Origin of the sequence: Geotoga petraea, assembly GCF_900102615.1 — a bacterium.
GTDB classification, from domain to species: Bacteria; Thermotogota; Thermotogae; order Petrotogales; family Petrotogaceae; genus Geotoga; species Geotoga petraea.
The window spans coordinates 25,873-48,803 of record NZ_FMYV01000010.1 but is presented as its reverse complement, the minus strand read 5'-3'; the positions used below and the strand labels follow the sequence as shown (position 1 = coordinate 48,803).

At 27.8% G+C, this 22,931-nt stretch carries 26 protein-coding genes, 1 rRNA gene and 2 pseudogenes; 24 read left to right on the top strand and 5 right to left on the bottom strand.

The window, feature by feature from the left end; all coding sequences use genetic code 11:
- Positions 1 to 64 precede the first annotated feature (64 nt).
- Positions 65 to 178: ribosomal RNA gene (rrf, locus tag BLS00_RS09785) — 5S ribosomal RNA — on the top strand.
- A gap of 87 nt (positions 179 to 265) precedes the next feature.
- Here rrf and BLS00_RS10930 read toward each other — a convergent pair.
- Together BLS00_RS10930 and BLS00_RS09780 are read right to left on the bottom strand one after the other, a co-directional pair.
- Positions 266 to 490 (bottom strand): annotated as a pseudogene (locus tag BLS00_RS10930) (hypothetical protein).
- A gap of 201 nt (positions 491 to 691) precedes the next feature.
- Positions 692 to 1,165 carry a type III toxin-antitoxin system ToxN/AbiQ family toxin gene (locus BLS00_RS09780; RefSeq protein WP_259700026.1) on the bottom strand — a complete coding sequence of 158 codons (474 nt, stop codon included), beginning with the start codon at positions 1,163 to 1,165 and terminating at the stop codon, positions 692 to 694.
- Positions 1,166 to 1,728: 563 nt separating this feature from the next.
- Here BLS00_RS09780 and BLS00_RS09775 point away from each other — a divergent pair.
- The 4 genes from BLS00_RS09775 to BLS00_RS09760 all read left to right on the top strand — a co-directional run bounded on the left by BLS00_RS09775 (position 1,729) and on the right by BLS00_RS09760 (position 5,874).
- Positions 1,729 to 3,240 (top strand): ATP-binding protein, encoded by a 1,512-nt coding sequence (locus tag BLS00_RS09775; protein WP_091405488.1) that lies wholly within the window; start codon positions 1,729 to 1,731, stop codon positions 3,238 to 3,240.
- A 665-nt stretch (positions 3,241 to 3,905) separates the two neighbouring features.
- On the top strand, positions 3,906 to 4,556 hold the full coding sequence (locus tag BLS00_RS09770) for an Rpn family recombination-promoting nuclease/putative transposase (RefSeq protein ID WP_091405484.1): 651 nt from the start codon (positions 3,906 to 3,908) through the stop codon (positions 4,554 to 4,556).
- Between the two features lie 581 nt (positions 4,557 to 5,137).
- Positions 5,138 to 5,320, top strand: coding sequence for a hypothetical protein (locus tag BLS00_RS09765; RefSeq protein ID WP_091405480.1), 183 nt, complete (start codon positions 5,138 to 5,140; stop codon positions 5,318 to 5,320).
- 110 nt (positions 5,321 to 5,430) lie between these two features.
- Positions 5,431 to 5,874 (top strand): hypothetical protein, encoded by a 444-nt coding sequence (locus tag BLS00_RS09760; RefSeq protein ID WP_091405478.1) that lies wholly within the window; start codon positions 5,431 to 5,433, stop codon positions 5,872 to 5,874.
- Positions 5,875 to 5,996: 122 nt separating this feature from the next.
- Here BLS00_RS09760 and BLS00_RS10795 read toward each other — a convergent pair whose 3' ends face one another.
- A complete protein-coding gene (locus tag BLS00_RS10795) occupies positions 5,997 to 6,134 on the bottom strand; it encodes a hypothetical protein (protein WP_244885754.1) in 138 nt (45 codons plus the stop codon).
- Between the two features lie 69 nt (positions 6,135 to 6,203).
- Positions 6,204 to 6,314 (bottom strand): annotated as a pseudogene (locus BLS00_RS10925) (AAA family ATPase); the annotation flags it as partial.
- A gap of 214 nt (positions 6,315 to 6,528) precedes the next feature.
- On the opposite strand from BLS00_RS10925, the gene BLS00_RS10665 reads away from it, so the two are divergent.
- The 9 genes from BLS00_RS10665 (at position 6,529) to BLS00_RS10660 (ending at position 14,661) form a co-directional block, all read left to right on the top strand.
- The gene (locus tag BLS00_RS10665) at positions 6,529 to 6,711 is read left to right on the top strand and encodes a hypothetical protein (protein WP_176759898.1); all 183 of its coding nucleotides are present in this window, start codon (positions 6,529 to 6,531) and stop codon (positions 6,709 to 6,711) included.
- A 412-nt stretch (positions 6,712 to 7,123) separates the two neighbouring features.
- Positions 7,124 to 8,659 carry an MBL fold metallo-hydrolase gene (locus tag BLS00_RS09750; protein ID WP_091405476.1) on the top strand — a complete coding sequence of 512 codons (1,536 nt, stop codon included), beginning with the start codon at positions 7,124 to 7,126 and terminating at the stop codon, positions 8,657 to 8,659.
- Between the two features lie 124 nt (positions 8,660 to 8,783).
- Positions 8,784 to 9,134 (top strand): hypothetical protein, encoded by a 351-nt coding sequence (locus tag BLS00_RS09745; RefSeq protein WP_091405474.1) that lies wholly within the window; start codon positions 8,784 to 8,786, stop codon positions 9,132 to 9,134.
- Positions 9,115 to 9,945 (top strand): hypothetical protein, encoded by an 831-nt coding sequence (locus tag BLS00_RS09740; protein WP_091405472.1) that lies wholly within the window; start codon positions 9,115 to 9,117, stop codon positions 9,943 to 9,945. The genes BLS00_RS09745 and BLS00_RS09740 overlap by 20 nt, the downstream gene beginning before the upstream one ends.
- Before the next feature lie 161 nt (positions 9,946 to 10,106).
- A complete protein-coding gene (locus BLS00_RS09735) occupies positions 10,107 to 10,634 on the top strand; it encodes a COG1361 family protein (RefSeq protein ID WP_091405469.1) in 528 nt (175 codons plus the stop codon).
- A 13-nt stretch (positions 10,635 to 10,647) separates the two neighbouring features.
- Positions 10,648 to 10,947 (top strand): hypothetical protein, encoded by a 300-nt coding sequence (locus BLS00_RS09730; protein WP_091405467.1) that lies wholly within the window; start codon positions 10,648 to 10,650, stop codon positions 10,945 to 10,947.
- Positions 10,948 to 11,044: 97 nt separating this feature from the next.
- Positions 11,045 to 12,904: a flagellar filament capping protein FliD gene (gene fliD / locus BLS00_RS09725; RefSeq protein WP_091405466.1), complete on the top strand. Its 1,860-nt coding sequence runs from the start codon at positions 11,045 to 11,047 to the stop codon at positions 12,902 to 12,904.
- 132 nt (positions 12,905 to 13,036) lie between these two features.
- Positions 13,037 to 14,416: a flagellin N-terminal helical domain-containing protein gene (locus BLS00_RS10870; protein WP_091405464.1), complete on the top strand. Its 1,380-nt coding sequence runs from the start codon at positions 13,037 to 13,039 to the stop codon at positions 14,414 to 14,416.
- Between the two features lie 32 nt (positions 14,417 to 14,448).
- Entirely contained in the window at positions 14,449 to 14,661 is a 213-nt protein-coding gene (locus BLS00_RS10660; protein ID WP_176759897.1) for a hypothetical protein, read from the top strand.
- A gap of 212 nt (positions 14,662 to 14,873) precedes the next feature.
- On the opposite strand, the gene BLS00_RS09715 is transcribed toward BLS00_RS10660, so the two are convergent.
- A complete protein-coding gene (locus BLS00_RS09715; RefSeq protein WP_091405461.1) occupies positions 14,874 to 15,167 on the bottom strand; it encodes a hypothetical protein in 294 nt (97 codons plus the stop codon).
- Positions 15,168 to 15,395: 228 nt separating this feature from the next.
- Between BLS00_RS09715 and BLS00_RS09710 the strand changes: the two genes are divergently transcribed.
- From BLS00_RS09710 to BLS00_RS10865, 10 genes are all read left to right on the top strand, one after another.
- A complete protein-coding gene (locus tag BLS00_RS09710; protein WP_091405459.1) occupies positions 15,396 to 16,277 on the top strand; it encodes a HipA domain-containing protein in 882 nt (293 codons plus the stop codon).
- Complete coding sequence (locus BLS00_RS09705; RefSeq protein ID WP_091405456.1) at positions 16,270 to 16,599, top strand: HipA N-terminal domain-containing protein; 330 nt, start codon at positions 16,270 to 16,272, stop codon at positions 16,597 to 16,599. Before BLS00_RS09710 ends, BLS00_RS09705 begins: the two co-directional genes overlap by 8 nt.
- A gap of 880 nt (positions 16,600 to 17,479) precedes the next feature.
- Entirely contained in the window at positions 17,480 to 18,268 is a 789-nt protein-coding gene (locus BLS00_RS09700) for an ATP phosphoribosyltransferase regulatory subunit (protein ID WP_091405453.1), read from the top strand.
- 2 nt (positions 18,269 to 18,270) lie between these two features.
- Positions 18,271 to 18,879: an ATP phosphoribosyltransferase gene (gene hisG, locus BLS00_RS09695; RefSeq protein WP_375338215.1), complete on the top strand. Its 609-nt coding sequence runs from the start codon at positions 18,271 to 18,273 to the stop codon at positions 18,877 to 18,879.
- Positions 18,876 to 20,000, top strand: a complete 1,125-nt coding sequence (gene hisD, locus BLS00_RS09690) for a histidinol dehydrogenase (RefSeq protein WP_091405444.1) — start codon at positions 18,876 to 18,878, stop codon at positions 19,998 to 20,000. Before hisG ends, hisD begins: the two co-directional genes overlap by 4 nt.
- The gene (locus BLS00_RS09685; RefSeq protein ID WP_091405441.1) at positions 19,997 to 20,527 is read left to right on the top strand and encodes an imidazoleglycerol-phosphate dehydratase; all 531 of its coding nucleotides are present in this window, start codon (positions 19,997 to 19,999) and stop codon (positions 20,525 to 20,527) included. The genes hisD and BLS00_RS09685 overlap by 4 nt, the downstream gene beginning before the upstream one ends.
- Positions 20,528 to 21,103: an imidazole glycerol phosphate synthase subunit HisH gene (gene hisH / locus BLS00_RS09680; protein WP_091405438.1), complete on the top strand. Its 576-nt coding sequence runs from the start codon at positions 20,528 to 20,530 to the stop codon at positions 21,101 to 21,103.
- Position 21,104: 1 nt separating this feature from the next.
- The gene (gene hisA / locus BLS00_RS09675; protein WP_091405435.1) at positions 21,105 to 21,791 is read left to right on the top strand and encodes a 1-(5-phosphoribosyl)-5-((5-phosphoribosylamino)methylideneamino)imidazole-4-carboxamide isomerase; all 687 of its coding nucleotides are present in this window, start codon (positions 21,105 to 21,107) and stop codon (positions 21,789 to 21,791) included.
- Positions 21,781 to 22,536 (top strand): imidazole glycerol phosphate synthase subunit HisF, encoded by a 756-nt coding sequence (hisF, locus tag BLS00_RS09670; protein WP_091405504.1) that lies wholly within the window; start codon positions 21,781 to 21,783, stop codon positions 22,534 to 22,536. Before hisA ends, hisF begins: the two co-directional genes overlap by 11 nt.
- 226 nt (positions 22,537 to 22,762) lie before the next feature.
- Positions 22,763 to 22,888 carry a hypothetical protein gene (locus tag BLS00_RS10865; protein WP_259700020.1) on the top strand — a complete coding sequence of 42 codons (126 nt, stop codon included), beginning with the start codon at positions 22,763 to 22,765 and terminating at the stop codon, positions 22,886 to 22,888.
- The last annotated feature ends 43 nt before the right edge of the window (positions 22,889 to 22,931 follow it).

The window sequence follows — 22,931 nt, the reverse complement described above, 5'->3', positions numbered from 1 at the left end:
ATTGAGCTGAGCGATACTAATAGCCCGAGGCTTTGGACAATTATGCACTAGTGAGTTAGTTATTAGGGGTGAGGATAATGAGATGGGACACACCCAGATCCATTCCGAACCTGGCCGTTAAGCCAACTCATGCCGATGGTAGTACACTTATTGTGTGCAAGAGTAGGTTTCGCCCCTTCAATACTTCAAGAGTCAACCCACAAGGTTGACTCTTTTTTGTTGTTTGTTGATAGTTGTTAAGATTTTTCTTTCAGAAAAATCGTTGTTAGTAAACTGGGGCCCTCTTAATGAGGGGTGCTGCTTTTTGCGGGGTGTTTAGGGTTTTAGCTTTTAGCAAGTAGGCTTTCAGCTTTTTTACCAACAACCAACAACTAACAACAAACAACCAACAACCAACAACTAACAACTAATAACCAACAACCAACAACCAACAACTAACAACTAACAACTGATAATTTGTGAAAAATATTTGGTAGAAACATCCGCACATAAAATTATATGCGGAGATTTTTAACAAAAATGCTAATATAATTATATGCTAAATCCAAAAAATTATGCAAATCAGAATATACCGTAAAAACTTATATACAAAGTCTTAAAATTTTATAGAAGTACCTATTATAAGGTTTTGGTTCGTGTATCTTCAAATCATCAACAGGAATCTAACAAGATTAAAACTGAAATTAAAATATTAATAATTATTTCTAGGGAGGTTTATCCATTCTTTTAATTTATCTTCTAAAATAATAAAGTTAAGGCATCTTTCTTTTATTGTTTTAGGTAATGAGTTATTTAAAAATCTGTTTCTAATATTATTTGCTTTTTTAATAATTTTATCTTTATTTAGTTGGAACCATTTTAATTGATCATTCATTTGGTTAACTCTATGTGCCGCTAAAGAAGAAAAATCCATTAGATTGTAATCATTATTTCCAACTGGTATCATTGCATTAAAATTTAATGCCCCATATTTACCTCCATCAATTTTATGAAAATCAATATTATTTTTCATTTTTTTATGTTTTTCTTTTGGAGATACCATAGGAACAAAATATTTGATATCTTTTAAATCAATAAAAATTCCCAAATAAGGTCTTTTCCCATTCTTATTATGATATATTCTACTATCAAATTTTGATAAGTACAAAAAATAATCATCATTAATTATCTATATTTTCAAATGATTGCTTACCATAAAACACCTCAAAAAAAATGGAGATTAATTTAATAACCTCCACATTTTATAAATTTTAAAATAAAAATAAGTATTACGGCTACTATCTATACTTCCCGTTTTGGTGTTGGTAGGGATCACCACGTACTATACTTCCCGTTTTGGTGTTGGTAGGGATCACCGCGTGCTATACTTCCCGTTTTGGTATTGGTAGGGATCACCGCTTCACCGCAATACTTAATTATATTTAAATTGTATAACTAAAAACATAAAAAATCAAATTTTATAAATATATTTCATAAAAAATAATTTTATAAATAATATATTTACTACATTTATAAAAGTTTTATTTATTCTGTCATTCTGATCAACGGTTTTTGAAGTTGAGAATCTCAGGTTTTAATGTTTTCTCTTCCAACTTCCATCTGAAATTGTGAAACAATTTCTCACTAACAACTAACAACAGAAATCTATGATATAATTTTATTGATTTTAATTTTTGGTAACACCCAGGGGATTTGAACCCCGACTTTCGAAATGAATAAGGTGATAATATGAAAAAATTTCCAATTGGTAAACAGGACTTCAAAAACATAATAGAAAATAATTATGTATACATAGACAAAACAAAATATATATACGAACTTGCAAAAAATGGAGTACCTATATTCATATCAAGGCCCAGAAGATTTGGAAAGAGCCTGACAGTATCAACTTTATTTTATCTTTTCTCTGGAGAAAAAGAGCTATTTAAAAACACATATATTTATGACAAATGGGAATGGGAAAAATATCCAATTATAAGATTAAGTATGGCACAAATAGATATAACAAATGAAGAAACAATAAAAGAAACTCTTAAGTATCAAATACTTTCTATTTATGAAGAGAATAATATAGAACCAGATACAGAAAACCTAAAAATGCTTTTTTGGACATTAATAAAAAAACTGTCTTCTAAAAAAGATGTAGTAATTTTAATAGATGAGTATGATAGACCTATATTGAATCATATAAATGATGGAAAAGCTGAATCTATAAGAAATATACTAAAAGAATTCTACGTAATAATAAAAGAAGCTGATCAATATATAAAATTTGCTTTCATGACAGGAATAACAAAATTAACAAAAACAGGTATTTTTTCAACATTAAATAATTTGAGAGATATTACAACAAATAAAAACTATTCCCAAATGATGGGGGTAACACAAAATGAACTTGAATATTATTTTCAAGATTTTATATCCGAAACATCAAAAGAATTAAACATAGATAATGAAAAATTACTCGAAAAAATTAAAGAAAATTATAATGGATTTTCTTTTGATGGAAAAAATTTTGTGTATAATCCATTCTCAATATTACATTTTTTCCAAGACAAAGAATTCAAAAATTATTGGATAGAAACTGGAACTCCTCAATATTTGTCTGAATACATCAAAAAACATAAAATTCAATTAGAAGATATAACTAATAAATACATAGATGAATCAAAACTTACAACTTATGAAATAGAAAATGCTCCACCAATAATATACCTTATTCAATCTGGGTATTTAACGTTTAAAGATAAAAAAGAATACTTAGGTTTTTTAGTAGACTATCCAAATAGAGAAGTAAAAGAGAGTATGTCAGAATTGTTATTAGAAGAAACATTCAATATTTCTGAAGAAAATCTAAAACAAAATATAATAATATCACTCCAAAACAAAAATATTGAAAAAGTAATCGAAGAAATAAAAACAATATTCAATAAAATCCCCTACAATCTATTTCAAGAAAAAGAAAGCTGGTATCACAGTATAATACTAACAATATTCTGGGCTTGTGGATTAAAAGCAAAAGCTGAAGTTCCAGGTAATCTTGGAAAAAGTGATATAGAATTAGAATTTGAAAATGATATATACATAATAGAATTAAAAAAAGATAAGCCAGAAAAAAGCATTCAACAAATAAAACAAAAAGAATACTCAGAAAAATACAAAAAATCAATTACGATAATAGGTATAGAAATCGATACAACCAAAAGAAATATTACAAATTACATAACCGAAAAATTATAAAAATAAAGCCTGTAAAAAAAGTAATAAATATTTTAGGGATTATTTTCATCAAGTCTCTTTATAGGTTAAACATAATGTCACCCTGAGCTTGTCAAAGGTTCTTAGTAGAAATTGTTTTACAATTTCTCAGCTGCTTGTTTATTGTTGTTGGTTGTTAGTTAATAAAACGTTAAAACTATAAAATATGTCACCCTGAGCGAACAAAGTGAGTCGTAAGGGTCTCTTCAGTTAATTTTCAAAGAAAATTTATTAGAAAAAACAATTACGAAATATAAAAATTCAAAGTAGGTCGTTTTTTAACCTTCGTTCAACAATAAAATTGATGTACAGCTCATATTATCCATCCATGGATAAATTCGCATGAAAAACATCCGTGTTTTTCAACATCAATTTTTATATTGTCTCACTCAGTAAAACTCCAATACTTTTCATTTTTATATTTCTTCATTATTTTATGTCTAAATAATAAATAGAACTCTTCGCTAGATCAAAAGGGTAGAAATCATAAAATGATTTCTGTTGAAGGTTTATGGTTGGAAGAGAAGAAATCAAAGATTTCTGTTTTTAGATGCTGGTTGTTAGTTGTTAGAAAAAAACATTTTAAAAAAATATAGTAAACCAAAAACAAACAACAATAAACCAACAACAAAAATGCGGAGCATTTTATGACTAACAACCTCCATCCTCCAACCAACAACAGAATTATTTTTTTTAAAATAATTCTTAATAAAATACCGATACTATTCTATGATGGAGAAAAGAAATGGACACCACCAATAGAACTAAAACAAAAAATAAAAGAATCAGAAAATTTCAAAGAACTGATACCGAACTTCAAATACCATAAAATAGAACTAAACGAAATAGAAGAAGAAAAATTATTAGGATTAAAAAATGCGATGGGAACATTGTTATATTTAGACAAAAAGATAGAAAACAAAGATATATTGGAAGTATTAGAAAAATCAAGAGAAATATTTGAACAATTTGAAGAAACAGAAAAAGAAAAATTCAGAAGTCATTTTTATGGATTTATAAAAATATTATCAGAAAAAACAGACACGGATATAGAAGAAGAGATAAAGCACTATGAGGAGGTGCAAGAAATGTATGAAAGTTTTGCAAAGAAATATATTAAAGAAAAAGAAGAAGCCATAAGGCAGGGGATACAACAAGGTATTCAACAAGGTAAATTAGAAGCAGCTAAAGATTTATTGAAAGAAAAAGTTGATAAAAAAGTAATTTCGAAAGCTATGGGAATTTCTATAGAACAAATCAAAAAAATTGAAGAAGAAATGAAAGAAAAGAAAAATTAATCAACAGCCTCCTTTTAAAAAGGGGGCTTTTTTAGAATAACAGAGGCTAAGGTTACCTTGAACATGTTGAGAAGGTAAAACTAAGTTATTCTTCCATTGATATATTAAAAGTTTTTACTCTGAAAGATGCTTCTATATATTTCATATAACCCCTGCTTGTTAGAAACATTCGCATATAAAAATAAGTGCGGAGTTTTTTAACAAAAACCTAATTAAATTATATCTCTAAAAATAAAAAATTATACAAGCCATGATATTTACATAATAGAATAAAAAAATAATTCAGAAAAAAGTATTCAAGAAATAGAAGAAAAAGAATACTCAGAAAAATATAAATTACCAAAAAGACCTAGTACAAAAAAAGGATATGTGCATGCAATAAATAAGGTATAGCCTTATATATTTAAAAATCTTTATTTTTTACCTTAGTGGTAAACTTTTCGCTTGGCATCAACACTAGATAGAGATTTTATTATCAGTTTTATATAAAATTAACGTATAAGAAATATAACCGATGTATAATTTCAATGTAGTTATATGTGAAATACTTAAAAATTTAGCTACTTAAAGGGGGTATTATTATGGCTACATCTTCTTTTTATAAAGATTTTAGAATAAAAACAGAGAGAGAATTGAATTCTTTAGAGAAAGCTTTTGAGAATCCAAAATCATTAAAAACCGATCCAAATGTTATCAAAAAAGAAAAATACGAGGAAGGTATAAAGAGATTCAGAAAACAATTCTCCTACTTAAAGAAGCACTAGAGATAAGTGAAGATTTAACAAGCTCACTTATCTCTAATTTTTTATGTGAAAAAAAACAAGATATTGATTATTTTTTAAAAAAGCAAGCGATAAGATATGAAATTCAAGGATTGGCTAGGACTTATTTTGTAATTGAAGATAAAACTTTTGATCATATTTCAGAAATAAAAATCTTAGGATATTTTACTTTATCTCAAAAAACATTAAATATAGATAAAGGTATTAGCAAAACCAAAATTAAAAAACTAACAGGTTTTTCAAATCCAAGAGAAAAAAATATACCAGTTTTTTTAATAGGGCAATTAGGTAAGAATGACAAATTTAGATCTAAAATATCTGGAGATGAACTAATTGAAAAAGCACATTTTAAAATAAAAGAAGGGCAAGAAAAAATAGCCGGAAGAGGCATTCTAGTTGAATGCAAAAATATACCATATTTAAGAAATTTTTATGAAAAGCATAATTATATTTTTATAGACAAAGAATATAAAAAAGGTGATCTTTTGCAATATTTAAAAATATTGAATCCAGAAGATATAATAGAAAAAAGATAAGGATTAAATTTTTTATTTAGATAGATAATTAAATAAATAGAAATACCTAAGAATAGAAAAATTTTAAAAATATCAATAAAAATATAAAAAAGCTATGATTATAAAAAATCATAGCTTTTCGTTTATTCATCAACATCAACTCTGTCTAAAATATCATTAATATAAGGTATAGCCCCATATCTTCCAGATAAGTATTCATTTTCAAAGTTACCAGATCTTCTAACATTCTTGATTTCTAATAATGAAAAAAGTTCTGACACTCCATATTTATTTTTTGTAGCGAACCATATATTATCTTTGTTCAAAGTTTGATTTTTTAAAATTCTTGTGTTATGAGTAGAAAAAATTAACTGAGCTTTATTTTTATTATATTCTGAATTAAAAAGATCTATAATTTTATCTAATAATAAAGGATGAATACTTGTATCTAACTCATCTATTAATAAAACTCAACCTCTTTTAGTACCTTCAGATTCTTCTTTTTCAAAATCTAAAACTACACTCGATTTTTCATTTTTATCATAAGAAAAATGAACTGGATTTATCTTTGTGGAATAATATTTATCAGGTATTTTAAATTCATCAGGATTAGAATTTTTTATTAACTCTTGGATACCTTTAGGTAATTTTGAGAAATCAAGTTCTTTATTTTCAATGCTAAAATCATTAATACCAAAGTCCGATAGTTTTAAAAAATCTAAAACATCATCTTTTGTAATTTCACCTTTTTCTATTAAATCAATAGTAATAAAAGGTCCTATAGCTGTAGAAGTATTTAAAATGTTAATATTTTTAATGCTTTCTAAAATTCTTTTAGCGGTTTTACTGTTCCACTGAGATAAAGAAGATAAAAAAAGGGTATTAGGTTTAGTTTTATCTTCAACATCTTTCCCTTCACTGAAATCTTTACCTCTAATAAATTCTCCGTTACTTCTTTCAAAAATTCTTGCTTCTCTTCCTTTTGGTCTATGATATAGCCATTCTTCTTCTACAGTATTGTTATTAATTGAAAAACCATTTGAAACCTTATAGCAGATTCAAGAATAAAAAACTTAAAAAATAATAGTCAACCAAAAATATGATTTCTTTTGTAGTTATGTTTTTAATTTTAAAATGAAAATATTTAGATATCTATCTAAACAAACAATAACAGAAATACAACAAAAATTAATTAAATAATTAACATATAATTTGATTGAAAATTGAAAATAATATAAAATAAAAATATAACAAGCAGGGAGGATGGGAAATGAAATATATAAAATCAGTGGAAAGGATTTTTTGGCCAGTTGGGCAAGGAGCATTTTACAGTGAAAAACTGAAATTTGATGATGGAAAAGAATTCAACATTGTTTATGATTGTGGTTCTAATAACAAAAAAGCATTAGAAAAAAGCATAAATAATTTCAATTCAAAAACAATAGATATTCTTTTTATATCGCATTTTCATAATGACCATATTAGTGGTATAGAAAAATTATTACAAAAATCAGAAATAAAAATGATTATAATTCCGTATTTGTTAAAGAAAGAAGTCATAATAGAAGTATCAAATAGTTTGATTCATAGTAACTATGAATCAGTCAAGTTTTTAAATTATAGTTATTATGATCAACTAAAAAATTATAAATATTTACAAAATTACAATTTTAATGAAGAAACAATTGAAAAATTAAATAACATAACAATAATAAAAAAACACCCTGATTATTATGAGGAAAATCGCAAAGAACCTTTTTTTGAAGAAGGGATTGATTTTTCTAATTTATTATCAGAGTATAAAAATAAAATTGAAGTATATGATAAAAAGTTTTTAAAAATTAATATTAGTCAAAACATTAGTGAATCTTCAAAAAATTCTAATTTATGGGTTTATAGTCTTTATAATCATAAATGTAAAGAATATTATAGTAAAATCAGCAGTAGATTAAAGGAAAAAGACATAGATATATTGATCCCAGAAAATTACAAAGAAAATATTGAAAAAATAATAGATGTGTATAAAGAATTTTTTAAAAATTTGAATGATTCATCTATGTTTTTATATTCTGGAAAAGAAAAAATAAATATCAGAAAAATCACAATTTGTTTTGATAGACTTATTTTAAATGAGAAGAAGTATAAAAGCAAAGTTAAAAACTTTAAAACATTGAAATACTTAAATCAAAATGAAAGATTATACTTCCTCCATAAAAGAATTAAAAAATTAGAGCCTAATAATGGAAAACATGGGTGTCTATATACTGGTGATGGAAATATAAAAAAAGAAAATTTAAATATTCAAAATATATACAAAAGATATTGGAAGAATATATATATCATTCAAATACCTCACCATGGCTCAAAAAATAATTATAATTATGAATTTTCTGAAGAGAAAAATATGAATTTTATAGTTTCTTCTGGCACAAATTACAAAAATCATCCAGACGAATCAATTGCTAAATCACTAAATGAGAATAATAATTTTTACAATGTTACAGAAAACTCACCATCTCAAAAAATATTTATTAGAAAAGCTTTAGACTATCTGAATATAATGTATTTATCAAAAGATAATAAAATGTATTATAATTTTGATAATAAAAATCTTTTTTATTTGAGAAAATGGTGGGTTATTCCTTATAGTGATGAAGTACTAATATATGATTTCTTATCGATGGGGAAAAAAGTAATAATCAATAGAAAAAATAATGTTAGATATTACCTCTGCCCAAAAGATATTAAGGTTAAAAATAAAAAGGGTATTTTTAAATCAGTAAAAAGATCGATCTATAAATATTGATTTTACACAAGTAACATATTTAATAATAAAGAATCATAGCTTATTTAGAAATTTATGAGTTATATAATAATGAATATTTTAATGAAAATAATATGAAAAAAGAAAAAATGAAAGGGGGTTAAGTATGAAGATTAACCCCAAAAAAGACTTTGTAAATACAGCACAGGAAAGATGTTATTTAAAATATAAAATTTATAATCATTCTTTTTATTTAAACGATTTATTAAATATATCAATTGATAATGATTTTATTGAATGTATTTATAGTAGTAAATCTATAAATGAAATTCTTTTTATAATAAAAGAAGATGTATTTAAAAGAGATTATGGAGGGGCATTATTAGATATATTAATTAATAAATCAGAAGAGATCTTGATTGAAATAATGGGATATTTCATTAAAGAATATAATATAACAAATTATGATTATGAGCTTGTAGAGTATAAGCTAAATAATGAAAAAGTATGCCAGTAATCTAACTCAAATGAAAATGCATTTTGATAATGAAGAATTAAAAAATTTTTTTAAACAAGATAATACTTATACAAGTGCTTTGTCTAAAATAATTGGTGAGAAAAGAAATACTATAGAAAAAATCTATAGCATAATGGATTTTATTAATCAAAAACAAATAATTAGTGATTTAATTTTAGAAAATATATATTCTTTTAATAAAAATTTGAATTATCCAATTACTTTTTATCCTTTAGAAGGAAAAAACAAGTTAGAAAATTATTTTTCATTTATAAGAAATTTTTACGCACATTCTATAAGTAGGGAAAAATACAGCAAAAAAGTATTGAGTTATAATTTAGATTTAGTATTTCAAGATCTTATTTCAATCTTTCTTAAAATGAGTAAAAAGGTAAAAACAAAGGTTAAAACAAGAAATCAAGGGCTGAAGGAATTAATAGGTAAAATAAATAATTCTAAATATTTAAAAGACGTTGAAAAAATTACTTTTTATGGAGAAAATGAAGATAATGTCATTATTATTGAAAAGAAAAATACAAAAAATAAAAAATTATTTGTTAGAGCGGTAAGAGAAAATACAGCTGTTCAAATCAACAAAATATATAATGAAGTCATTAATTATGATTTTTTAATAGTTATATATAACATAAATGAAAATTCAAAATTCTCGATAATTTCTAAAAAGAATTTTCAAAACATCAAAAGAAATATAAAAAAAGACAAAGATGGACAAATATGGCTTGAAAATAAAGACTACAAAAAATTTGAAATAAAAGAAATGGATATTTTAGAAAAAATATTGTCAAAATAAAATATTGAGGGGGGAGGGTTATATTTATTGTTATAAATTCATTTAATACAATAATAGATAGGTTTTTCAAATTTTTAGAGAACTTCAGATCTAATTCTATTTTAATTGGAGATACGATAAAACTAAATATTGATAAAGGGTTTTGGGATATTTTTGGGAACTTGTCTTCTTGGGCAGCATTTTTTGCCACTGTAATTTTACTAATCATTACGCACTTACAAAGAAAAGATAATAAAAAGCTAATAGATTTAAACCAAAAAATCATAGAAAATGAAATAAAACCAAATATTTTGGTATATTTAGATTATGATAAACAAAGACAAGGACCATTTGCTATAGTTGTTGAAAACAAAGGTAAAGGTGTTGCTTATGATCTAAAGGTGATTTTATCAAAAAAAATACCTATTTTCGATAATAAAAATGACTTATTGAATGACTTAGAATTTTTCAGAAATGGTGTTAAAAATTTTATGCCAAATGAAAAAAGAGAATTTTTATTTAAGAATATTTTTAAACCAAACTTTATTAAGTTCAAAGTAAATGTAGAATATAAAGACATTATTGGTAAAGAGTATGAATCAGAATTTTTATTAGATACTAATGAATTTAAAGATATAAGAATTCATTCAAAAGACCCTTTATTTGAAATTAGCGACAGTTTGAAAGAAATTTCTAGAAAAATAAAATAAAGGATATGATAATATGGATTTTAAAAAATATACTCAAAGAGATTTGATATTCAAAGACTATACATTCTCTTATTTAGAAAATAGAGAAAAATATGGAGATGTATTACTAAAAAGATACGATAAATATGAAGTTCTTAGATTCATAAACTGGTTTGCTGAAAAATATAATATTCCAAGAAAAAATAAAAAACTAAGATTTATTGAAAAAGTCATTCGTGATCACCTGCCAGATAACTACAGAAAATACGAAAATATTGAAAGATTCATAATAAAACTAATACTGGAATTAGAAAAAAATGGAAAAACCATTTAATCCTCAACTTTAGTTGGGGATTTTTACTTATAAATAAAGTATAATAGTAATGAGACGATAAAATAATGAAAAGAAAATTCACACGGAGGTGAATGAAATGGATAACAGTTATTTAGGTAATTTCCAAATGCTCGGTATCTCATCTGGCATGGACACAGGAGCTATGATAGATGCTTTGATGAAAGCTGAAAGACAGCCATTAACACGAGTTGAAGAAAAATATAATGATTTAGCTTTACAACAAAAATCTTGGATGGAAGTTGACGATAAATTAGAAGAATTTTGGGACGAAGCTCTAAAAATGAGATTTCAATCAAATCTAAATCCAAAAACAGCGACATCATCAAATGAAAATGTACTAAAAACTACAGCCAATCCAACATCTCTGGATTCAAACTTTTACGTAAAAGTAAATCAAACAGCATCTTCATCCAACATGACTTTTCAAAACTCTGTTGGTTTTGATTATTCTAAAATCGCAAATAATACAAAATTTATAGATATGGATCAAAATATAACTCCAGAAACTGGAACATACACAATAAACTATAATGATGGAGCTGATCAATCATTTGTATTAAATATAGATGACACAACGACAATTCAAGATATAATTGATCAAATTGATAGTGATTCAGGAAATGAATTAAAGGCAGATTTAGTAGATGGGAAATTATCTATTTCAGACAACACGGGTACAAACGCTATACAAGACATTTCTTTGGGAAATGCTTCTGATACTTCCAACTTTGCGGAAGTTTTTGATATGGCTTTTTCAACATATGACACAGGTACAAGTACCTTTGAGAGTTCTTCAGATGTAATAGACTATTCTTCAATGAAATTATCTAATTTAATAGATATCACAGCAGAGAGTACCATAAATATAAATGGAACAGATATTACAGTTAATCAAGACACAACTTTGAGTGGGTTCATTAGCCAGGTCAACAATTCAGAAGCTGGAGTTTTTGCTTCTTTTGATAACAATTCAAAAAATATATCAATAAGAAACATTGAAACAGGCCCAGTTGGTTTAAATGTAACAGATGATACCACTACAAATTTATTGAACAAATTAGGAATGAGTGGCTCTGAAACGATAAATCAAGGACAAAAAGCAGAAATAGAAATATATAATAGTTCTTCTGATACCACTCCTATTACAACTCTGACATCTTGGGATAATAGTTTTGATTATAATAACACTGGTATTAACGTTAACAACACCTCTACAGAAAAAATAGCTGTAGAAGTAACCCAAGATACAGATAAGGCAGTTGAAAATATACAGGGGTTTGTGGATAAATATAACGAAACTATGGAGTACATATACGAAAAATTACATGAGGAAAAATTAACTGACATACCAGAAGAAGAAATGACAGATGAACAAAAAATGCAAGGAACATTAAAAGGAGATAGAAATTTAGAAAGAATATTTTATCAGATGAGATCTATAGCTTATAAAACATTAGATTGGGATACAACAAATTCAGATGACACAATGCCGGAATACACTTCTTTAGGTCAGGTTGGTATATCTTCTGGAGATGTTGGAGATAATTATGATAATACTATAAAAGGTCTTCTTTCTATAGATGAAAACAAATTAAAGGATGCCCTTTCAAATAATTTTGAAGACGTATATAAATTATTCGCAAATAATACTTCTTATGAAATCGGAGGTAAAACTAGATATAACAAGGGAATCATAACTGATTTAAAAGACACATCATATGAATACACTAAATTTGGAGGATATATAGACAACATAGCTGGTACAAATGGTACTATAGGTATCCAAATGAGGGATACCGCTGGAAGATTAACCGATTTACTGGATCAGCTGCAAAGAAAAGAACTAAGATATGTACAACAGTTTTCAGCGATGGAAAAGGCGATTAGTAATATGAATTCTCAAATGTCTTTTATGATGAGCAGATTAGGCGGATAAATTAATTTATAGATTTTTCTAAAGTTATAAAAAAATAGAACGATAATATTTATGAAACCCTTTGCCAAGGGCAAAAAATTAAAAATAAAAAGCCAAAGGAATGGCAAAATACAAAAACACGGAGGTGTAGTTATGAGAATTAATCATAATTTGAATGCATTAAATGCATGGAGAAATTTAGGTAGTGCAAACACATCAATGGGTAAATCATTAGAAAAATTATCTTCAGGTTTAAGAATTAACAGAGCTGGAGACGATGCTGCTGGTTTAGCTATTTCAGAAAAAATGAGAGGACAAATCAGAGGATTAGATCAAGCTACAAGAAATGCTCAAGATGGTATATCTTTAATTCAAACTGCTGAAGGTGCTTTAACAGAAACACATTCTATTTTACAAAGAATGAGAGAGCTTGCAGTTCAATCAGCAAATGATACAAATGTAAGTATTGATAGAGGAGCTATGCAAGATGAAATTGACCAATTGAAATCTGAAATTACACGTATTGCCGATACTACTGAATTTAATACAAAGAAACTATTAAATGGCGATATGGGAAATAAAATAAATTCAACTGCAAATACAGCTAAGCTATATAATTTATCCGCTACTGGCGAAAATATGGAAGATGGTGGATATACTATAACAATGACAACATCAGGTACGGATACTATTGCAATGGGAGGAAACAGCATAGCTTCTTCAGGTGGAGTTGGAGATTATACACTAACCGCAGGTGCTGAAATTAGTTATGGTGAATATACGGTTGTTGCAAAAAATGTTACAGGTACTGATGCTACACTTGAAATATATAATCCTGATGGCTCATTAATAGAAGCTCAAGATGGAGTTGCTTTAAATGCAAATTTAACTGATTTTGGTGGATTTAACTTGAATTTTAGTACTCATAATATTGATGCTGAAGGTTCTTTAAAGTTAACAGTAGATAATACTACAGCTAATATTACTGTAACAAGACCAGATGCATCCACAACAGCTACTGGTGTTATAGGCTCTGGATTAGCTGCTACAAATGGAGAAGTAAGCATTGGAGGGTTTAATTTTGATTTAAAAACTAATCACGGTGCTGATAGTACTACTAATACTCTCACATTAACAAATAATGCAGCTACATTCCACATAGGAGCAAATCAAGATCAAAATACTAAATTGTCTATAGATAACATGAACGCTTCGGCTCTTGGGGTAAATAGTATAGATCTTACAACTCAAGATGGAGCTAATAAGGCTATAACAACCATACAGTCAGCGATTGAAAAAGTTTCTTCAGAAAGATCATCATTAGGGGCTACTCAAAACAGATTAGAACATACAATTAATAATTTAAGCGTATCAAGTGAAAATTTGACAGCTGCAGAATCAAGAATCAGAGATGTTGACATGGCTAAAGAAATGATGAGCTTCACAAGAGATCAAATTTTATTACAATCTTCAAACGCTATGCTAGCACAAGCTAACCAATTACCACAAAACGTACTTTCTTTATTAAGATAGTATTTGAAGAGTAATTTAACTTTTTTAATAAATTGTGTTATAGAAAGAGCTTGGAGATTAATTTCTCCAGCTCTTTCTACTTATTTTTAGGATTTTTTAATAGAAGGAATATTTTAGGTTTTGTAGTTAAATCCTTAGAGCAGTTTAATTCTATTGATTATTTCAATTATATTGAAAACTTTTCTGTAGAATATGATCAAAGACAAATCAATAAAGATATTGAATTTGAAAGAACTTATTCTTAGTTTTTTCACATCAAAAATTTTAACATCTCTCGGAATCAAATATTTTATAATTAACTATAGCTTAGAAAAAATATAGATTTTTATCATGAATCTTAAAAAATCCAAGTTCAAAAGAGATCTTGAAAAAACAAGATTGAGTTATCATTTGAAATATATTATGAACTTATAATATTAAAAATAACCTACCTTTTGGTAGGTTATTTTTTTAGTAATCATTTAAATAAATTGAATCTATAATTAGTTTTATGTTGCTTTATTTTTTGGAGATTATTATTTAATGATTCATCTGGAGTTGTTCTCAAGTTATTATTTTTATCATTGTATATTTTAGCTATGTTATGTTTAGTATCTTTAGTAAAATATGGTTTATCTTCTTTAACTTCCTTTTTTAGACGGCTTTCAGAGATTAATTTCCATATGGAATTAATATATTTATTTTTTTGATAACCGATAATAGTATTTTTAGCTTTAGGATATTCTGAAACCTTTTTTAATAAACTATACATAAAATTCACCTCCTTTCATTCTTGAATTATTTTCTATCTAATATAATTATATCCTAACTTGAAAATAGAGTCGGTAAAAACAAAAGATGCTGTAGAACATTTAATTATTAACGGTTTCAATTTCATAGAAATAAGAAGGGAACCTTTCAGTTGACAAGGCGAATTATTGTAATTTATTTTTTAAAAAAGATGCTATAATTAAAATATAAAAAATAAAAGGTGATTAAATTGTATAAAATAATAAATTTAAATGATAAAGAATGGAATTTGGATAAAGGGCTAATTACATCTGGTAGAAATAAAAAATATTGGTTTAGAAATAATAAAGAAGAAGTTCTGTTTAAGTTTATAAAACCTAATACTAGGGAACATGTATCTGAAAAAATAGCCTATGAAATTGGTGAGTTATTAAATATTTCTGTAGCTAAATATGATTTCGCTAATTTAAATGATAGTGTAGGATCAATAAGCTATAATTTTAAAGATAAAGAGTCCAATATAGAGTATTTTGAAATAGTAAAATTTATTATGGATGAATACCCAAATTATGATTTTAATACAATGAAAAATGAAAATAATGGTAAGGATTATTCTTTTGAATTGTGTTTAGAAATACTTGAACACTTGAATGGAGAAGATTTAATAGAAGACTATATCAGTATGATATTATTTGATGCTTTAATAGGTAATAGTGATAGACATCATAGTAATTGGGGGTTATATAACAAAGAAGGAGAATATTTTTTTGCTCCTTTATATGATCATAGTCCCTCCCTAGGTTTCAACTTAACAGATAAAAAAATTAAACAATTTTATAAAGATAAAAGATATCAAAATTCAGTTTTATCTAGTAATTCAAAATCATTATTAAAATTAAATGATAGAAATATAAGAAGACATTTTGATATTGTAAAATATCTTAAGAATCATTATAAAGATATTTTAATGAATTTCAGTTATAATTTAAAAGAAAGTCTTTATGATAAGAATATTGAAAAAATACTGGATAATATACCTAAAGAAATAATTGATGAATTTTATAAAAAATTTTTAAAAACATTAATAATTAATAGAAGAAATAAGTTAATTGAGGTGATTGATAATGAATGAATTAAGAGTTGTTCATAATGGAAAAAAAGAGAAAATAACAGTTGGGTATTTAAAAAAAATCCCAGAAGGGTATGTGTTTGAGTATGATGAAAATTATTTAAAGAATAATAAAAAGATTTTCTTTGCAAAATCAAAGGGAAATAAATTTATAAATAATAAAATGTTTGCTTTTTTTAAAAGTAGACTTCCAGATGAAAAAAGACCCGATATACAAGAAATTTTAAAAAGTTATGGATTGAAAGAATATGATGATTTTGAGCTGCTTGCAAGAACTAAAGGTAAAATTATGACAGATAATTATGAATTTGAAAAGATGAAATGATCGACAAGGCGAATTATTTGAGGTATTATTTAAGAGAAATTGTTGTTGCAATTTCTCGGTTGTTTGTTAATAGTTTTTTGTTGTTGGAAAGATCAAAGGCAAAAACCTGAGATTCTTCGGCTCCAAAAATCGTCGCTCAGAATGACATTATAAAAATTGTTTCACAATTTTTGTTGTTGGTTGTTTGTTTTTGGTTGTTAGAAGAGAAGCAAATTTTACTTAGTTATAAAATAGACTCTTCGACAGGCTCAGAGTGACAAAAGCAAGGTCGAGATGACAGTATTAAAATTTGCTGTTGGAGGAAAAACATTAAAACCTGAGATTCTTCGACTCCAAAAATCGTCGCTCAGAATGACATTATAAAAATTGTTTCACAATTTTTGTTGTTGGTTGTTTGTTGTTTGTTGTTGGAAAAATATAAATTCAGAAACTCTAAAACACCCTGTCAGTTTCACTGACACCCCTCTAATGGTCATTTCAGAGGGGATTAAAAAACAAAAACAAAAGGCCTAAACTCCTCCCCTGTTTCACAGGGACTCCTCTAAAACATTTAGAGGAGAATAAAAAAGCTAAAGTCTAAACTCCCTGCAAAGAGCAGCACCCCTCTTACACATTAAGAGGAGAATTAAATTCAGAAACTCTAAAACACCCCGTCAGTTTCACTGACACCCCTCTAACGATCATTTCAGAGGGGAATAAAAAGTAAAAGGAATGATAGGTATGTTTAATAGAATGATTTTAAAAATAAATAATATGCATCATACATGGCGTGGCCGCATCTCAGCACGCCAATTTTTGGTGTACTGATTTAATCAATAATGATGCCGGTCGCGTTTTTTTACGTGACCGGTTTTTTTTATATCAATTGGGAGGTGTAATTATGGAAAAGGATATTTTTAGCAGATCAAAGAAAATTTTTAATATATTGAGTGTGTTGAGAAATCATCTTATCAGCGTTGGTTTTTGGGAATTTTTTCCTGATTCTATTGTTAAGTACAATGAGAACATTGAAAGTGGATTAAAATTTTCAGACGGGAAAGATTTTTATCTTTTGAACCCAGATGTGACTTCTTGGATTATCAGCGAACAAAAAGCCAGTATAGAAGAAAAGTTTTTCTACATAACAAAAGAGAATGATGGGATAAATTCTAAATTGAAACTGGGTATAGAAATAATAGGAATAGAGAACCCTGAAGAGTTAATTTTGAATTTGCTTTATGATTTTATGAACCTTTTGGGGATTGAGAATTTCTATATCGATCTTAGTTCTATAAAAAAGTTTGAAAAGATAATAAATGAGAACGAATTGGATAAGAAAGAGTTTTTTAAGGCTTTGGAAAAAAGGGATATTGAGTATTTTGATAATTTGAAAGTTTCTGACGAAGTAAAAGTGAAGATAGATGAAATTATAAACTACAGAGAGAATAAGACAAATTATGAACCTATAAATGAAATTTTGAAAAAATTCGATAAAGACAACATTTTTGTGGATTATGGGACTTTGAAATATATGAATTATTATGATGATTTGGTTTTTGAACTTTACACAGATGAGTTGGGTTATGCGATAGTTAATGGTGGGAATTATTTTATAAACAATGAAAAATCTTGTGGGATGGCCATAGACTTGAATTTGATTGAAGAGATTTTAAGGAGGAGAGAGAAATGAGTTTGAATATAGTTCTTCCATCTGGAAGACTTTTGAATAAATCTAAAGAGTATTTCATTAAAAGTGGTATAGAAATAAAAGAACCAGAGGGAAGAAAACTCACAAATATAAACGATGATTACAGCTTTTTTTATTCCAGAGTTTTTGATGTTCCAGTGTATGTTGAAAATGGAATTGATATAGGCATTTGTGGTTTGGATGTAGTTCTCGAGAGAAATAACGATGTTTATATTCCTTTGAAGCTCCCTTTTGGGGAGTGTAGGATGAGTGTGATAGTTGAAAAAGAGAAGGATTTAGACGTTTCAAAGATGGAAGGCTACACAATTGCAACGAAATTTCCGAATATCACCCAAAAGTTTTTTGATTCTATAGGCGTGAAAGTGAAAACCATTAAACTGCACGGGGCTATAGAGCTGGCTGTTAAAACGGGAGTTGCTGATGCCATAGTGGATATTGTGGATACAGGACGAACACTGAAAGAAAATGGATTGAAAGAGATCGAAAATATTAAGGATATTAGCTCTGTGTTGATAGTCAACAGAATTTCTATGAAGAGAAAGAACAAAGAGATCAAAGAGATTATAAAAAATTTGAAGGAGGTTTCTATATGAATTTACAAAAATATGTATCTGAAATATTGGATGATTTGAAAGAAAATAAAATGGAAGCCTTGAAGAAATACTCCAAAGAATTTGACGATTATGAAGGAGATATTTTGGTTAGTGAAGACGAGTACGAAACCATAAATTCTATACCAGATGAAGACAAAAAAATAATAGATGAAACGATTGAAAGGATTAAGAGATACCATGAAAAAGAAGTTTTGAAAGACATGATGTATAAGGACAACAACTCTTTGTTTGGTCTTGTTAAGAGACCTATAAGAAGAGTTGGACTGTATATACCTGGTGGTAAGCCTTTGCCTTCTACAGTTATGATGACTGCTATTCCAGCTATTATAGCTGGGGTGAAAGAGATAGTCCTTGTAAGCCCGCCAAAAGATGGAAAGATCAACGAATATATTTTGTATATTGCCAAAAAACTTGGAATTAAAGAAATTTACAAAGTCGGTGGTATTCAGGCTATAGCTACAATGACTTATGGAATTGGGATGGAAAAAGTGGATAAGATTTTTGGCCCTGGGAACAAGTTTGTCAACGAGGCTAAAAGACAGGTTTTTGGAGATGTTGGGATTGACTCTCTTGCTGGGCCTTCGGAAATATGCGTTATTGCAGACGAGAATGCCAACCCAGAGTATATTTTGAACGATTTGTTGTCTCAAAAAGAGCATGGTGAGGATTCAAAAGCTTGGTTGGTTACCAATTCTAAAAAAATATATGATTCTATAGAATCAGATGATGTTGTCAAATATTTGGAAGATGATTTGGAAAAATGTGCGGATAGAGCAAATGAAATAGCACCTGAGCATTTGGAAATCATGACGGAAGATCCCGAATATTTGTTGAGTTTGGTTTACAACGCTGGGGCTGTTTATCTTGGCGACTATACTCCTGTTCCTTCGGCGGATTATTTTATAGGGACAAACCATGTTTTACCAACTGGAAATTCAGCAAGGTTTGGATCTGTTTTATCTGTTTTTGATTTTATGAGAGTTATGAGCGTTGCAAAGATGGATAAAGAGGATTATATGAATAACAGAAAGCTTGGTATTAGGCTTGCAGAGATTGAGAATATGCCACAACATAGAAAGTCTATGGAGGTGAGAAAATGAGAAGGAAAACCCTTGAAACTGATATAGAAATTATAGAAAATGATGAATTGATTATACAGTGTGAAGACAAGATCTTTTCTCACATGATGAAGACATTATTTTATTATATGGGGTTAAATGTTAGTTTTAAAGCTGATTTTGACTTGATTCACCATTTATGGGAAGATTCAGCTATCACTACAGCACAATTTTTGAGAGAAAAAATATCTGACAAAAAAATCAACAGATTTTCAACAAAGATAGTTCCGATGGATGATGCTTTGATTTTGGCAGCTGTTGATATTTCGAGGGCTTATTCTACAATAGAGCTTGATATAAAAGAAGAGGAAAAGGGTTTTGAAATAGGTAATTTCAGAGAGTTTATAAATGCATTGTCCTCAAATCTACCAGCAACAATACACATTAAACAATTATCTGGTATAAATGCCCACCACATCATAGAAGGTGGTTTTAAATCACTGGGGATGGCACTCAAAGAAGCTACAGGACAATCAGAAAAGATAGTTAGTACAAAAGGGATGATTTAAATGCAAAATATTGTTATTATAGATCCTCCAATAGCGAATGTTTCCAATGTACAAAAAGCTGTTGGAGGAATTGTAAGCTCTAAATTGGAAGATATTAAAAAGGCAGATAAGATTATCTTCCCCGGTGTGGGCTCTTTTGATAAAGCCATGAAAGAATTGTCTGGTATAAAAAGTTATATTTTCGAACACATAGACAAGGGAAAGCCTTTTTTGGGGATATGTCTTGGATTTCAAATCCTGTTTTCAAGTAGTGAAGAGGGAAAAGAAGAAGGGTTGTCTGTTATAAAAGAGAAAATAGAGAGATTCGAAAATATAAAAACACCTCATATGGGGTGGAACAAGGTTTTTGTTGAAAGGGATAATAGGCTTTTTAAAGGAATAGAAGATGAATCATATTTTTATTTTGTTCATTCTTATTTTTTGAATAAATCGAATTACGCCATTTCAAAAACAAATTATGGAGAATATGATTTTGTCTCTGCTGTTCAAAAAGACAATGTTTTTGGGGTTCAATTTCATCCAGAAAAATCTTCGAAAAATGGTTTAAAGTTATTAGATAATTTTAGGAGGTTGTGATATGAAAATATTTCCCGCTATAGATATTATGAATGGAAAGGTTGTCAGACTTTTAAAGGGTAAAAAAGATGATTACAAGATATACGGAGAACCAGTTGATATAGCAAAAAAGTTGTCAAAACATTTTGATTATCTGCATGTTATAGACCTTGACGGGGCATTTGAGGGTTCACCTCAGATTTTGGATGTTTTGAAAGATATCAAAAAAAATGTGGGGATTAAAATTCAAACTGGCGGTGGTTACAGAGATTATGATAGCGTTAAAAAAGCTTATGAGATTGGTGTTGATAACGTGATTATTTCCACTGCTGCTTATGACATAGACTTTTTGAAAAGAGTTACCAATGATTTTGATGGAATAACTATTAGTCTTGATTTTTCTGGTAAAAACATTATGACTAAAGGTTGGCTCGAAAAATCAGAATACACACTGAAAGAGTCTTTTGATAAATTTAAAGAATTTACAGACAGATTCATTATTACTGATACTTCTAAAGATGGAACTCTTTCTGGGATAGAAAAGATAGATAGATTTTGGGGTGATGAAAGAGTTATTTATGCTGGTGGGATAAAAGATAAAAGGGATTTAGACCTTTTGAGTGAATGGGGGGTTTATGGGGCTGTAACTGGGAAAGCCCTTTATGAAAATTCAAAAGAGCTTTTTGGAAGTGATTTTGATGCTATCTAAAAGAATAATCGCTGCACTGGATATTAAGGATAATAGAGTTGTAAAAGGTGTAAATTTCAAAAACTTAAAAGATGCTGGAGACCCCATAGAAAAGGCGAGAGAATACGAGAAAAATGGAATAGATGAGATTGTCTTTTTGGATATAACTGCGACTAATGAAAAGAGGGCTACTTTAAAAGAACTTGCAAAAGAGATAGGAGAGAATATTTTTATACCTTTTACAGTGGGAGGCGGCATCAAGTCGACAAAAGATATTGTTGAAATAATAAAATCAGGTGCGGATAAAGTGTTTCTCAATTCAGCTGCGGTAAACAATCCAAATGTTATTAAAGAAGCTTCCGATTTGTTGGGGAGTGCTAATCTTGTTATAGCTATAGACGCAAAGAAAATTGATGGTGATTATTTTGTTTTTATAGACGGCGGAAAAATAAAGACAGATTTGAAAGCAGTTGATTGGGCAAAAAAATGTGAAGATCTTGGTGCTGGAGAGATTCTTTTAACTTCGATGAATACAGACGGCGTTCAAACTGGGTATGACTTAGAACTTATAAGAATTATTTCTTCTGTTGTCAATATTCCTGTTATAGCTTCTGGGGGAGCAGGTGAAGTTCAGCATTTTGTTGATGCTTTTGAAGCTGGAGCAGATGCAGCACTGGCAGCGTCAATTTTTCATTATGGGAAGTTCACACCAAAAGGATTAAAAAAAGAGTTGATTAAAAAGGGAATTGAAATTAGAAATAGCTGATGCTATTTCTGTTGTTTGTTGATAGTTGTTAAGATTTTTCTTTCAGAAAAATCGTTGTTGGTAAAAGCAGAAAAAAACAATTTCGAAAGCCATGGGAATTTCTATAGAACAAATCAAAAAATTTGAAGAAGAAATGAATCAAAACAAAAATTAAATATTTAAACGTCTGGGGAACCAGACGTTTTTTAATGTTATAATAAAATAAATGATTTTGGAGGTGAAGAAATTGAAAAATGTAGCAGTATTTTTTGATATAAACGGAACTATTGTTAAAAGAGATTCAAGAGTTTATACAAATAAAGAACGATTTCAAATAAACCAAGTAGTCCAAAACAAAAATATAGAACAATAATAAAATAGAGAAAAAGGGACCCTTATAGGCCCCTTTGATTATT

Bases quoted from the DNA above. Each gene is read 5' to 3' on its own strand.
- BLS00_RS09775 (WP_091405488.1), top strand. From the start codon at position 1,729: ATGAAAAAATTTCCAATTGGTAAACAGGACTTCAAAAACATAATAGAA.
- BLS00_RS09770 (WP_091405484.1), top strand. From the start codon at position 3,906: ATGACTAACAACCTCCATCCTCCAACCAACAACAGAATTATTTTTTTT.
- BLS00_RS09765 (WP_091405480.1), top strand. From the start codon at position 5,138: ATGGCTACATCTTCTTTTTATAAAGATTTTAGAATAAAAACAGAGAGA.
- BLS00_RS10665 (WP_176759898.1), top strand. From the start codon at position 6,529: ATGCTAAAATCATTAATACCAAAGTCCGATAGTTTTAAAAAATCTAAA.
- BLS00_RS09750 (WP_091405476.1), top strand. From the start codon at position 7,124: ATGAAATATATAAAATCAGTGGAAAGGATTTTTTGGCCAGTTGGGCAA.
- BLS00_RS09745 (WP_091405474.1), top strand. From the start codon at position 8,784: ATGAAGATTAACCCCAAAAAAGACTTTGTAAATACAGCACAGGAAAGA.
- BLS00_RS09740 (WP_091405472.1), top strand. From the start codon at position 9,115: ATGAAAAAGTATGCCAGTAATCTAACTCAAATGAAAATGCATTTTGAT.
- BLS00_RS09730 (WP_091405467.1), top strand. From the start codon at position 10,648: ATGGATTTTAAAAAATATACTCAAAGAGATTTGATATTCAAAGACTAT.
- fliD (WP_091405466.1), top strand. From the start codon at position 11,045: ATGGATAACAGTTATTTAGGTAATTTCCAAATGCTCGGTATCTCATCT.
- BLS00_RS10870 (WP_091405464.1), top strand. From the start codon at position 13,037: ATGAGAATTAATCATAATTTGAATGCATTAAATGCATGGAGAAATTTA.
- BLS00_RS09715 (WP_091405461.1), bottom strand. From the start codon at position 15,167: ATGTATAGTTTATTAAAAAAGGTTTCAGAATATCCTAAAGCTAAAAAT.
- BLS00_RS09705 (WP_091405456.1), top strand. From the start codon at position 16,270: ATGAATGAATTAAGAGTTGTTCATAATGGAAAAAAAGAGAAAATAACA.
- BLS00_RS09700 (WP_091405453.1), top strand. From the start codon at position 17,480: ATGGAAAAGGATATTTTTAGCAGATCAAAGAAAATTTTTAATATATTG.
- hisD (WP_091405444.1), top strand. From the start codon at position 18,876: ATGAATTTACAAAAATATGTATCTGAAATATTGGATGATTTGAAAGAA.
- BLS00_RS09685 (WP_091405441.1), top strand. From the start codon at position 19,997: ATGAGAAGGAAAACCCTTGAAACTGATATAGAAATTATAGAAAATGAT.
- hisH (WP_091405438.1), top strand. From the start codon at position 20,528: ATGCAAAATATTGTTATTATAGATCCTCCAATAGCGAATGTTTCCAAT.
- hisA (WP_091405435.1), top strand. From the start codon at position 21,105: ATGAAAATATTTCCCGCTATAGATATTATGAATGGAAAGGTTGTCAGA.
- hisF (WP_091405504.1), top strand. From the start codon at position 21,781: ATGCTATCTAAAAGAATAATCGCTGCACTGGATATTAAGGATAATAGA.